12 protein-coding genes are annotated in these 13446 nt (G+C 34.1%); 10 read left to right on the forward strand and 2 right to left on the reverse strand.

The window, feature by feature from the left end; all coding sequences use genetic code 11:
• Positions 1-100 precede the first annotated feature (100 nt).
• The 7 genes from ACP7AT_RS11555 (at position 101) to ACP7AT_RS11585 (ending at position 6405) form a co-directional block, all read left to right on the forward strand.
• Positions 101-724: a bifunctional nuclease domain-containing protein gene (locus tag ACP7AT_RS11555; protein WP_426064469.1), complete on the forward strand. Its 624-nt coding sequence runs from the start codon at positions 101-103 to the stop codon at positions 722-724.
• 125 nt (positions 725-849) lie between these two features.
• Positions 850-2133: an amidohydrolase family protein gene (locus tag ACP7AT_RS11560; protein ID WP_426064470.1), complete on the forward strand. Its 1284-nt coding sequence runs from the start codon at positions 850-852 to the stop codon at positions 2131-2133.
• Positions 2134-2165: 32 nt separating this feature from the next.
• On the forward strand, positions 2166-2990 hold the full coding sequence (locus ACP7AT_RS11565; RefSeq protein WP_426064471.1) for a thymidylate synthase: 825 nt from the start codon (positions 2166-2168) through the stop codon (positions 2988-2990).
• Between the two features lie 555 nt (positions 2991-3545).
• Positions 3546-3881, forward strand: coding sequence for a 2TM domain-containing protein (locus ACP7AT_RS11570; protein ID WP_091204259.1), 336 nt, complete (start codon positions 3546-3548; stop codon positions 3879-3881).
• Positions 3882-3891: 10 nt separating this feature from the next.
• Complete coding sequence (locus tag ACP7AT_RS11575) at positions 3892-4374, forward strand: dihydrofolate reductase (RefSeq protein ID WP_426064472.1); 483 nt, start codon at positions 3892-3894, stop codon at positions 4372-4374.
• 593 nt (positions 4375-4967) lie between these two features.
• A complete protein-coding gene (ubiE, locus tag ACP7AT_RS11580; RefSeq protein WP_426064473.1) occupies positions 4968-5699 on the forward strand; it encodes a bifunctional demethylmenaquinone methyltransferase/2-methoxy-6-polyprenyl-1,4-benzoquinol methylase UbiE in 732 nt (243 codons plus the stop codon).
• Position 5700: 1 nt separating this feature from the next.
• Positions 5701-6405 (forward strand): porin family protein, encoded by a 705-nt coding sequence (locus ACP7AT_RS11585; RefSeq protein WP_426064474.1) that lies wholly within the window; start codon positions 5701-5703, stop codon positions 6403-6405.
• 67 nt (positions 6406-6472) lie between these two features.
• Here ACP7AT_RS11585 and ACP7AT_RS11590 read toward each other — a convergent pair whose 3' ends face one another.
• A complete protein-coding gene (locus ACP7AT_RS11590) occupies positions 6473-7198 on the reverse strand; it encodes a TrmH family RNA methyltransferase (protein ID WP_426064475.1) in 726 nt (241 codons plus the stop codon).
• Between the two features lie 37 nt (positions 7199-7235).
• On the opposite strand from ACP7AT_RS11590, the gene ACP7AT_RS11595 reads away from it, so the two are divergent.
• The 3 genes from ACP7AT_RS11595 to accD all read left to right on the forward strand — a co-directional run bounded on the left by ACP7AT_RS11595 (position 7236) and on the right by accD (position 11896).
• A complete protein-coding gene (locus tag ACP7AT_RS11595; protein ID WP_426064476.1) occupies positions 7236-9803 on the forward strand; it encodes a BamA/TamA family outer membrane protein in 2568 nt (855 codons plus the stop codon).
• Positions 9804-9865: 62 nt separating this feature from the next.
• Positions 9866-10933: a class II fructose-bisphosphate aldolase gene (gene fbaA / locus ACP7AT_RS11600; RefSeq protein ID WP_426064477.1), complete on the forward strand. Its 1068-nt coding sequence runs from the start codon at positions 9866-9868 to the stop codon at positions 10931-10933.
• Positions 10934-11041: 108 nt separating this feature from the next.
• Positions 11042-11896, forward strand: a complete 855-nt coding sequence (gene accD / locus ACP7AT_RS11605; protein WP_426064478.1) for an acetyl-CoA carboxylase, carboxyltransferase subunit beta — start codon at positions 11042-11044, stop codon at positions 11894-11896.
• Positions 11897-12059: 163 nt separating this feature from the next.
• Here accD and ACP7AT_RS11610 read toward each other — a convergent pair whose 3' ends face one another.
• Positions 12060-13310 carry an ABC transporter permease gene (locus tag ACP7AT_RS11610; protein ID WP_426064479.1) on the reverse strand — a complete coding sequence of 417 codons (1251 nt, stop codon included), beginning with the start codon at positions 13308-13310 and terminating at the stop codon, positions 12060-12062.
• Between the last annotated feature and the right edge of the window lie 136 nt (positions 13311-13446).

Below are 13446 nucleotides of genomic sequence, written 5' to 3' on the forward strand. Positions count from 1 at the left end.
GTATCTTTGCTTTTGTGCAGTTTTTTTGTGTACTTTTTTTCATTAAGATCGCACCCTTTTTTTATTAAAAAAGTACCATGTACTTTCCCATAACAACATTATGAGCTTAGTTAAATTATCCATAAAAGGAATTTCATATAGTCAAACTCAAAACGGAGCTTACGCTTTGATCTTGAATGAGGTTGACGGCGAAAGAAAATTACCCATCGTAATTGGTGCTTTTGAAGCCCAATCCATTGCGATCGCATTAGAAAAAGAAATAAAACCACCGCGTCCTCTGACCCATGATTTATTCAAAAATTTCGCCGAACGTTTTGACATCGTAGTCAAACAAGTCATTATTCACAAATTAGTCGATGGTGTTTTTTATTCAAGTATTATTTGCGAAAGAGATAAAATTGAAGAAATTATTGATGCCAGAACTTCAGATGCAATTGCATTAGCATTACGTTTTAACGCTCCAATTTTTACTTATAAAAACATCTTGGACAAAGCCGGAATTTACTTAAAGTCAAATCCTTTAGATTCTGATAAAGACTCTCAAGAAATTGACGATGTGCTTTCTAATCCAGATACTTTTGGACGCGCAGAAGAAAGCAATCAATCTGGAGAAACCTATGCTAAACATAGTTTACAGGAATTAAATGAATTACTAGATCAAGCAGTTTCACATGAAGATTATGAAAAAGCAGCTAAAATTAGAGACGAAATCTCTAAAAGATAACTTTAATTATGATTTTCATTATTGCTTTAATTGATAAATAAACGGTTAACCACATAAAAAATGCACTTGCAATTAATGCTGCGCTCCAATATATATTTTTATTGACATCTGTTATAAACTAATCTATGAAAACAAAATTTGTCCTTATTGCCGTAACCTTATTCATTTCTACAGTCGTATTTTCTCAAGATTATTATTTACACTGCGGAAAAATTCTAAACACTCAATCTGGCAAAGAGCTATCCAACCAAACCATAGTTGTTTCTAAAAACAAAATCACGAAAATACAAGATGGGTTTGTATCTAAATCCAACCCAGAGGATATTATAATAGACCTAAAAAACAAATATGTATTACCAGGTCTTATAGATTTACATGTACATATTGAAGGAGAACACGACACTAAAAGTTACATGTCGAAATATTTAGACAACGAGGCTGACATCGCATTTCAAGCTGTACGTTGTGCAGAAATCACCCTACTGGCCGGATTTACCACCGTACGTGATTTAGGAGGAACAGGCGTTAACATCTCCATTAGAAATGCTATTAATAAAGGAATTGTAAAAGGTCCAAGAATATATACCGCAGGAAAATCGATTGCCACAACAGGTGGTCATGCTGATCCGACAAACGGAAGCAATCGAAAACTTGTAGGCGATCCAGGTCCACATGAAGGCGTAATTAATTCTCCTGAAGAGGCAGTAAAAGCAGTAAGAGAACGTTATAAAGAAGGTGCCGATGTTATTAAAATCACAGCTACTGGCGGTGTTTTAAGTGTTGCCAAAAGCGGTAAAAATCCTCAGTTTTCTTTAGAAGAAATCAAAGCTATCACAACAACTGCCAAAGATTACAATATGCTCACTGCCGCTCATGCCCATGGTGATGAAGGTATGCAACGAGCTATATTGGGTGGTATAAAAACCATTGAACACGGCACCTTTATGAGTGAAGAGACAATGGAATTAATGAAAAAATATGATGCTTATTTAGTTCCCACCTTAACGGCTGGAAAAGAAGTAGAAAAAAATGCAGAAATTGCTGGTTTTTATCCTGACATCGTAGTTCCAAAGGCCAGAGAAGTTGGTCCACAACTGAAAGCTACTTTTGCAAAAGCATACAAAAAAGGAGTCAAAATTGCTTTTGGAACTGATGCGGGTGTATTTGCCCACGGTACAAATGCAAAAGAATTTGGCTATATGGTTGAAGCAGGAATGCCTCCATTAGCCGCTATTCAATCTGCAACAATAACGAATGCCATGTTATTAGGCATAGGAAATGAAGTAGGTCAAATAAAAGAAAACTTTTTTGCAGACATTATTGCAGTTGATGAAAGTCCTTTAAACACTATCAAGACGCTGGAAAAAGTTGTATTTGTAATGAAAGATGGAAAAATATACAAAAACTAAACCGGCTTACAGCAAAATAGAATAGAGACACAATGAAGCAATATTTAGATTTAGTGCGACACGTGATGGAAAACGGTTGTCAAAAAGGAGACCGAACAGGAACAGGAACAAAAAGTGTCTTTGGATACCAAATGCGTTTCGACTTGAATGAAGGTTTCCCAATGGTTACCACCAAAAAACTGCATTTAAAATCTATTATTTATGAATTGCTTTGGTTTTTAAAAGGCGATACCAATATCAAATACCTTCAAGAAAACGGCGTTAAAATTTGGGATGCTTGGGCTGACGCCAATGGCGATTTAGGACCTGTTTACGGGCATCAATGGCGCAACTGGAATAGTGAAGAAATTGATCAAATCTCGGAATTGATAAAAGAACTAAAAACCAATCCTAACAGTCGCAGAATGTTGGTTTCAGCATGGAATCCTTCAGTTTTACCAGACACTACAAAATCATTTAACGAAAATGTAGCCGACAATAAAGCCGCTTTGCCTCCTTGTCACGCCTTCTTTCAGTTTTATGTTTCTGATGGCAAGTTATCGTGTCAATTGTACCAGCGAAGCGCAGATATTTTCTTAGGTGTTCCTTTTAACATTGCTTCTTACGCATTACTCACGATGATGATAGCTCAAGTTTGCGACTTACAGCCAGGAGAATTTATTCACACTTTTGGAGATGCACACATTTATAATAATCATTTTGAACAACTCGAATTGCAATTGTCCCGTGAACCAAAACCATTGCCTAAAATGATTTTGAATCCCGAAATAAAAGACATCTTCGCATTTGATTTTAACGATTTTACCCTTGAAGGTTACGAACCGCATCCACTGATAAAAGGAAGTGTTGCGGTTTAATGAAATACAAAACGGATTTTTCGTCTGCCCGCTAAAACATTGTTTTCAATTCGTACAAACTCGTTCCATTCGAGAAAAGTAGTTTCCGGTTCATTGACAGATAAACCGTCAATCACGTATTAAAATACTAAGTCGCATCTTTATTGACAACGAACGCAACTTTGAAAGTACTATTTTTCAATTTACTAAAAGCACATTCAGCAACATTCCGATTTTTGAAATCGCCAACAACATAAGCTTGACTTGCTTTTTTTGCAGCTTCAGAAAAAGTAATCTTACAAACTGGTTTTGTTTCGCAAATCGCTGTTTCATTTCCATAACTTGTTTATTTACAAACTAATGTTATAATGCAACTTAAATATTTCAGACTTTTAATAAGGCTTTAAAAGATTTAATTAAAAACCACAAAATATGTTAATCGATAAATAATTTAACAATTTAAACAAAGCTAAATTTACTATAAAAAAAAAGAAAACGTATTCTCAGGGAATAATTCTGAACCACAATACTGACTTTCCAAAATAAATTTTATCTTTATAAGCTAAAACCGGATCGATGGAAAAAGAATTGCACGAACAATATGAGTATGCGAGAAGAAGAATAAAGCAAAAGAAGGGGTTGTATTTTCATTTTGTTCTTTTCGTTTTAGGGAGTTTACTGCTATTTATGGCACATAATTTTCTTGATAGCACCGTAGTGTCCAATTGGTACCTTTGGATTATTATCATTTGGTTGTTCCTCTTTATATTGCATTTTATAAAAATTTTTATTACAGATCGTTTTATGAATAAAGATTGGGAAAGAGAGCAAATAGATCGCCTTGTGGCTTTGCAAAAAAAGAAATTAGACCAATTGCAAACACAAGTATCGAACGACGAACTTAAACAATAGCTAAAAAATTATGATAATAATAATCGCGGCTGCTGCCGAAAACAATACGCTTGGTAAAAATAACGAGATGGTTTGGCATTTACCAAATGATTTCCAACGATTTAAGTCCCTTACATCAGGACATCATATTATAATGGGAAGAAAGACATTTGAAAGTTTAGTAAAACCGTTACCAAATAGAACTCACGTTATTATCACTCGACAAAAAGAATATCATGCTGAAGGCTGCATCGTTGTGGACAGTATAGAAAAAGCACTTGAAATTTGCCCAAAAGATGAGGATTCCTATATAATTGGCGGTGGTGAAATTTATGCATTAGGACTTCCTTACACAGATAAGTTAGAAATCACGCGAGTACATCACAACTTTGAAGGCGATGCGCATTTCCCTAAGATCAATGAAGATGAATGGGAAATGACAGCCTCAGAGTTTAATGAAAAAGATGAAAAGCATCGCTACGACTATTCGTATCAGACATACATTAGAAGATAAAACAAAAAAACATCCTTTTCAGGATGTTTTTTTTTAACCATTGATTAAGAGAAATGAACTACTCTTGAAAGAGTATTTGATAACATAAAATAAAAATTACAAACACTAATAATACTCCAGATACGGAGATTATAATATTTGAAGTTTTTTGAGAATACATCTCAAAAAAGCCTTTAATACCAAATACCACGAAGGTACTAAAGACGAAAAAAATTAAAATTTCCAAAAACAAATCTAATCCTAAGAACGTATGTTGCGTTTTAACTAAGGTACTGCTTTGTGAAACAGCACTTTCAAAACAGCTAACAAGAACAAATGAGATAACTAACGCAAAAAATATCCATTTGATTTGGTTCACTGACTCTCTTTTAATCATTTAATATGGTTCTTTCTTAAAGAACAAATTTGTACAATAAAATTTAGAGATGCAATACCCACTTTTAGTGATATTTCAAAAAAAATGATTTTTTTTTATTTTCTTTTTTTAAGTCCATTTAGTAAAAGACATTTGGGTTACAATAAAACTTAATTCAAATTCCTCAAACTCATTTTAAGTTCATCAAGTTTGTCATATATTTGTAAAAATTAAAAAAATGTCAGAAAAGATAACCCCTTATAAAGATTCTGCCTTAGGCAAAAAAGAACAAGTTGCGCAAATGTTTGACACTATTTCAGGAAATTATGACAATCTAAATCGTGTCATTTCTTTCGGTATAGATATAAAATGGCGAAAAAAAGTATTGCAAATGGTTGCCAAATCCAATCCGAAACTCATATTGGATATTGCAACAGGAACAGGAGATTTAGCCATATTGATGGCGCAAACTAATGCTGAAAAAATTATTGGTTTAGATATTTCTGCTGGAATGCTAAAAGTTGGAGAAAAAAAAATTGCCGATAAAAATCTTTCTTCTACCATTGAAATGATTTTAGGAGACTCTGAAAACATGCCTTTTGAAGACAATTACTTTGACGCAATTACCGTAGCTTTTGGCGTACGTAATTTTGAAACATTAGAAAAGGGATTAGCTGAAATCTTGAGAGTCTTGAAGCCAAATGGCATTTTTGTGATTTTAGAAACCTCCGTTCCTGATAAAACACCTTATAAACAAGGATATAATTTTTACAGCAAAAACATATTGCCTTTGATAGGAAAAATATTCTCTAAGGATAACGTGGCTTATGGTTATTTATCGGAATCAGCTGCCGCATTTCCGTATGGCGAAGCGTTAAACAATATTTTGAGAAAAACTGGGTTTATAGATGTTGTAGCTTTACCGCAAACTTTTGGAGTAGCTACCATTTATTCAGCTTCTAAAAAATAATATGAAAAAAATAATTGTCTTGCTGTTTTTTGCTTTTATTCTAAATGGATATGCTCAAAGATCTAAAAACATATTTAGCAGAGACCCTATTATTAATTTAGAAAATTTTCAGAAAAAAAGAGTTTATTATGGCTTTTACTTAGGTTTTAATTCCTACGATTTTAAAATAGATTACAAAACGGAAACACCAGACATTCTCGTAAATAAAACCACAGGTTTTAATGTGGGAATTATTGGTGATTTAAAACTTCAGGAATACATCAACTTGCGTTTTGAACCGGGACTTTATTACACAAAAAGGGATTTATATTATCCGAATTTCAGCAATAGCGGCGATGCGTTGAGAGAAGTAAACAGTACTTACATTCATTTCCCGCTAATACTAAAGTTATCTTCGCTAAGAACCGGGAATATTCGCCCATATGCTTTGGGAGGATTGTCGGCTACTTTAAACTTATCCAGTAATTCAAAACTGATAGATGATAATTTACAGCAACGTTTCCGTGTAAAATCGTGGACTACTAATTACGAATTGGGTTTTGGGATTGATCTATTTTCAGAATATTTTATATTTTCACCATCAATAAGAGGTGTTTTTGGAATTAACGATGAATTAATTAGAGACAACGACCCAAACAGCCCTTGGACAGGAAATATTGAATCTCTGAAAACTAGAGCTGTATTTATCAACTTTTCTTTCCACTAAAGAATAGTTTTCAGTTTTCATTCGCAATATTCAGTTCTCATTGTAATTTATGACTAAAAACCGAATATTAACCTCGACGAAACTCACTTAAAAAAATAGCAGTTGCCGTCGCTACATTCAAGCTTTCTGTTTTTTGAAGATTTCCAAAACGAGGAATTGTGAGTCGGCTGGTTACCAACTTTTCGAGTTCGGTTGAAATTCCGTTCGCTTCGTTCCCCATTATAATAATTCCTTCTTTGGGCAACACCGATTTATAAATATTCGTTCCATCCATAAAAGTACCAAAAACTGGTAATTTAGTCGTTGCCACAAAAGCGTTTAAATCTATATAATTGATATTGACTCTCGCTACAGAACCCATTGTAGCCTGCACCACTTTCGGATTATACACATCAACCGTTTCCTTTGAACACAAAACTTGTTGTATTCCAAACCAGTCACACAACCGCAATATAGTCCCTAAATTTCCCGGATCCCGTATAGAATCGAGCACGACAATCAAACCGGTCTCTATGATTGGTTTTTCTGTTGGCATTTTAAAAACAGCTAAACAAGAATTCGGTGTCGCCAATGCCGTTAATTTTTTTAAATCACTTTCCGCAATAATGATTTTTTTTTCCATGGAAACCGCGTCAAAATCATTTTGGGTGGTATACAAATGCTCCAGTACCAAATTAGAATCCAAGAGTTCCTGAATCCCTTTAACACCTTCGGCAAAAAATAATTTATTAGCTATTCTATATTTTTTTTGCTGCAAACTCGTTATAAGCTTTATTTGGTTTTTACTAACCATAAAATAATGTACTTTTGAATTAAATATTTTAGGACACTTGAAAAAAATTTCCACAAAAATAACTGCATTTATTGTAATTGCAATACTAATTTCCGCATGTAACGCTGTAAAAAGAGTTCCAGACGGAAAACTGCTGCTTACGAAAAACGAAATTACTGTCAATGACAAGACAATTAAGGATGAAAATGTTTTTAATCAACTGTATCAAAAACCTAACAGCACTTTACTGGGATACCGATTGCGATTGAATCTTTACAATTTAGCAAACCTAAATCCAGATTCAACATACCAAGCCAAATTTACCAACAATCCGGAAAAATTCAGAAGAAAATCAAAATGGTTGTCAGAAAAACAAGTGAACCGTCTGGGAAAATCTTTCTGGTATCACGGAATTCACGATTTCTTGAAAAGAACCGGTGAACCTCCAGTAATTATTGATGAAGACAGAGCCGACAAATCGTTATTGCGTTTGAAATATTACTATTTCAACAATGGATTTTTTAATGTAAATGCCGCTTACAAAATAGATACGTTGGCTCTAAAAAAAGCCAAGATAAAATATGCTGTAACTTCCGGAAACGCTTACTTTCTGGATTCTTTGAGGACTACAATTGCAACACCAGCTTTGGATTCGTTGTACCAAACCAACAAATTAAACACGTACATTAAATCCGGGAATCAATACAAAACTGATGATTTTGAAAATGAAAAAAACCGCATTACCACTCATTTCAGAAACAATGGAGTGTATTATTTTCAGCCCAATTATGTGACTTTCGACATTGACACCATTAAAAAAGTGAATCTGGCAAACATTAATTTGATCGTCAATAATTATTCCTATCAAGAAGGGGATTCAACTAGAATTGAACCTTTCAAAATTTATAAAATAAGCGATGTAAATATCTACACTGATTATTCTCCAAGTAATAACGCGCTAAACATTACAGATAGTACCACGTATAAAAACTTTAATCTTTATAGTCAGGAAAAATTAAAATACAAACCAAAAGCAATTACCAACGCTATTTTTATTACAAAAGGAGGCCTGTATGCTGATAATAAAACCGTTTTGACCACTCGATATCTGAACAATCTTAAGATTTTCAATTATCCTTCGATACAATATGAAGTTGATAAAAGAGATACAACTGCGCAGTCATTGATTGCGAAAGTATATTTGACTCCAAGAAAAAAATATAGTTTTGGAACTACATTGGATGTGACCCATTCTAACATTCAGGATTTTGGTATTGGTTTAAGTGTTTCTGAAACAATCAGAAACGTATTCAATGGCGCAGAAACACTTGAAATTGCAGCTCGTGGAAACATAGGCGCGTCAAAAGATTTAGCGAATCCAAAAAATAATTTTTTCAATGTTTCAGAATATGGATTGGATTTAAAACTAAATATTCCACGAATTTTCATGCCGTTTAATACCGATAAAATCATTGCCAAAAGCATGATTCCATCTACTCTAATTACCGTAGGTTTTGCAAAACAAAGAAACATAGGATTAGACAAAGAGAATTTTACCGGCGCGCTTTCTTATAATTGGACTCCAAAAATAAATCACACGGCTAAATTTGATCTTTTCAGCACTCAGTTTGTTCGAAATTTAAATCCTAAAAACTATTTTAATGTTTACGGTTCTTCTTACAATGCTTTAAATGACCTCAGCAAAGAATATAACACAAATTCTTCCTATTATAATAATTACATAGACAAAGATTTGCTGATTGAACAAGGAACAGCCGGTTTTACAAATGATGTTCTTACAGGTAACGCCAACTTTTTAAAACCATTAAAACCTGCCGATATTGAGGCGGTAAGAAGTATTGAAGAGCGACGATTGAGACTTACGGAAAACGACTTTATTTTAGCAACCAGTTTTACTTTTTCAAAAACAACTAAAAACGATTTAGCCGACAATAATTTTTACCTTTTCAAAACGAAAATAGAATCTGCGGGAACGATTTTATCCGCTTTTGCTAAGACTACCAATCAGAAAAAAAATATCAATGGGAATTATGAAATATTCAATCTGGAATATTCTGAATATATAAAAACAGAATTCGATTACATCAAACATTGGGATTTATCCAAAGAAAAAATCGTTGCCTTCCGTACCTTTTTTGGAATCGCCATTCCGTTTGGAAATTCAAATTACATTCCTTTTTCCCGAAGTTACTTTTCAGGCGGATCGAATGACAACAGAGCTTGGCAACCATATGGTTTAGGACCAGGGAGCAGCGGAGCTTTAGACGATTTTAATGAAGCTAACATGAAAATTGCCATCAGTGGAGAATTTCGATTTAAACTTTTGGGTAGTTTGAAAGGAGCTGTTTTTGCTGATGCTGGGAATATTTGGAACGTACTGGATAATGTCGTGGATGAGAAATCTACCTTTACCAACATCAGCGATCTAAAAGACATCGCATTGGGCACAGGATTTGGAATCAGGTACGACTTGAATTTTTTTGTAATTCGTTTTGATCTAGGATTTAAAACCTACAATCCCGCCAATGAAACCAACAAAAGATGGTTTAGAGAATACAACTTTGCGAACTCCGTTTTAAATTTTGGAATAAATTATCCATTCTAATGCTAATTAATTCTTATTTTTGCAAAACTAAAAACTAAAAAAAAACAACTAAAAAAAGTACAATGACACACAACATAAAACCAGGCGTAGCTACAGGAGATCAGGTTCAGGAAATTTTTAATTATGCTAAAGAAAAAGGATTTGCACTTCCGGCAGTAAATGTTACGGGGTCAAATACGATCAATGGTGTTCTTGAAACTGCAGCAAAACTGAATGCTCCTGTTATTATTCAATTTTCTAACGGAGGAGCACAATTTAACGCTGGAAAAGGACTTTCGAATGTAGGAGAAAAAGCTGCAATCGCCGGTGGCATAGCTGGTGCATTACATATTCACACTTTGGCGGAAGCTTATGGAGCTACTGTAATTTTACATACTGACCACTGTGCAAAAAAATTATTGCCTTGGATTGACGGTTTGTTAGATGCTTCGGAAGCACATTTTGCTAAAACTGGAAAACCTTTATATTCGTCTCACATGATTGATTTATCTGAGGAGCCAATCGAAGAAAACATCGAAATTTGCAAAGGCTATTTAGAACGAATGAGCAAAATGGGAATGACATTGGAAATCGAACTTGGAATTACTGGTGGTGAAGAAGATGGTGTGGACAACTCAGATGTGGATAGTTCTAAATTATACACACAACCTGAAGAAGTTGCGTATGCATATGAAGAACTTTCTAAAATAAGTCCAAGATTTACCATTGCTGCTGCTTTTGGAAATGTTCATGGCGTTTACAAACCTGGAAATGTCAAATTGACTCCAAAAATCTTAAAAAACTCTCAGGATTTTGTTCAAAACAAATTCAATACAGGACACAACCCAGTAGATTTTGTTTTTCATGGTGGTTCCGGTTCTACATTGGAAGAAATAAGAGAAGGTATTAGCTACGGCGTAATAAAAATGAATATCGATACTGATTTACAATTTGCATTTACCGAAGGTATTCGTGATTACATGGTAAAAAATATTGACTATTTGAAAACTCAAATTGGCAACCCAGAAGGTGCTGATGCTCCAAACAAAAAATATTACGATCCAAGAAAATGGTTACGTGAAAGCGAAGTTACTTTCAACACAAGACTTGAACAAGCATTTGCTGACTTGAACAACGTGAATACATTATAAAAATAATGGTCAGTTTTTAGTGTTCAGTTCTCAAATGCTGATAATGGAACACTAAAACTGGTTACAAAACACTGAATACCTGATTACTGAACACTGAATACTAAAGAAATGGCTTGGTTTAAAAGAAAAGAAAAAGGGATTACTACTGCTACCGAAGACAAAATGGACATTCCAAAAGGACTTTGGTACAAATCTCCAACTGGAAAAATTATTGATGCCGATGAACTCGCTCGTAACTTATTCGTAAGTCCCGAGGATGGTTTTCACGTTCGAATTGGAAGTACAGAATATTTTCACATCTTATTTGACAACAATGAATTTATTGAATTAGATAAAAATATGACTTCCAAAGATCCTTTAAATTTTGTTGACACCAAAAAATATGCAGATCGTTTGAAAGATGTAATGGAAAAAACCAAACTCAAGGATGCAGTGCGCACGGGAGTTGGAAAATCAAAAGGTAAAGATTTAGTTATTTGCTGTATGGATTTTGCCTTCATTGGTGGTTCTATGGGTGCAGTTGTAGGTGAAAAAATTGCGAGAGGAATTGATCACGCAATCAAAAACAACATGCCATTTGTAATGATTTCTAAATCCGGTGGAGCAAGAATGATGGAAGCCGCTTATTCATTAATGCAATTAGCTAAAACATCTGTAAAACTGGCTCAGCTTGCTGAAGCAAAATTGCCTTATATTTCGTTATGTACAGACCCAACAACTGGAGGAACAACTGCTTCATACGCGATGTTGGGTGACATTAATATATCTGAACCCGGCGCATTAATTGGATTTGCAGGACCAAGAGTTGTAAGAGACACAACAGGTAAAGATTTACCAGAAGGTTTCCAAACTGCTGAGTTTCTTCTTGAACATGGTTTCTTAGACTTTATCACGCCAAGAAAAGAATTGAAAGACAAGATTAACTTGTATATCGATTTGATCCAAAATAATCCTATCCGATAAATAAAAACCCGTGCAATTGGTTTTTTTGATTTATAATTTTTTTTAGATTAAACACAAAAAAAGCAGCTTCCAAAAATATCGGAAGCTGCTTTTTTTGCATTTTGATATAATTAATTTCCCAAAAAGGAATTCAAGTTCGTTCCAGAAACTGAACTGCATTTATTTACATTCCGGTTCTAATTGCCTCAACAGGATCTAATTTAGAAGCAGAAATAGCTGGAAGAATTCCAGAAATCACACCTACAATAATGGACAATCCTGAACCAATCAATATATTCCAAAAACTCAAAACGAATTCAAAATCCAACACACTGGTTAAAAGTACGGATAACAACCAAACTATCAATAAACCAATTGCTCCTCCGATAACACACAGAATAATGGCTTCAAATAAAAATTGAAAAAGTATAAATCTATTTTTTGCTCCTAACGATTTTTGAATCCCAATTAAATTGGTACGCTCTTTTACAGAAACGAACATTATGTTAGCCACTCCAAATCCACCAACTAAAAACGAAAAAACACTAATCAAAATTCCGCCTCCACGCATGGCACTAATAATTCCATCCAACAAATCTGTAAATCCGGAAAGAACATTGATGAAAAAATTATCAATTTCATCTATTTTCATACCGCGATAATTTCGTAGTTTCTGAGCCAGTTCTGCTTTGAACGCATCCATATCAACCCCTTTTTCAGGCTTGACCAGAATTACCGGCGTCAACGCATCATTATTGTCCCCGTACAACTTCCTTAAAAAATTAACCGGAATGAAAGCTGACGTATCATTACTATCGCCAAACATTCCTGCACCTTGTTTTTTCAACATCCCTATAACGGTGAAACGCTGCCCATATAGACGCAGATTTTTCCCGATTGGTTCGCTTTCGCCAAAAAGACTCTTAGCAATATCATATCCTAAAACGATTACAGGAGCTCCAGAATTAGATTCAGATTCATTATAAAATCTTCCCTTTTCAAACTCAAGCCCTTGAATTTCTATAAATTCGTGAGAAACTGGAACAACGTTCACATCACTTACGGATTCCGATTCGAATTTAAGACTTTCTCTACCCACAAAAAACTGATACGCCATTTGATCTAAATTGTTCATTGAGCTTTTTAGATATTCATATTCATCATATTTGACATCCGGAAACTGTTCCCTTTTCCACTGCGGAATTTCGGAAGGACCAAAAGAAAATCGCATTAAATAAATAGTATTTTTATCCAAACTGCTCAAATCTTTTTTTATTTTTTTATCCAAAGAATCTACAGCAGCCAGTACAGCAATGATAGAAAAAATACCGATCGTCACTCCTAGCAAAGAAAGCAAAGTCCGTAACTTATTGTTGCGCAACGCATTCATTGCAAACCCTAAACTCTCTTTTAATAATCGAAGATAAACTAACATACAATCTGTTTTGTGTTAAAGTAAAATTCTATAAATATTATTCAAAAACCTAACGAAAAATCATTTCGTTGCCGCGCTACTCCATTATTTTATGTCCGCCAATGGAACAGCATTAAAAATTACAATTATCTCAATT

Origin of the sequence: Flavobacterium sp. DSP2-3-1, assembly GCF_049896865.1 — a bacterium.
Classification (GTDB): domain Bacteria; phylum Bacteroidota; class Bacteroidia; order Flavobacteriales; family Flavobacteriaceae; genus Flavobacterium.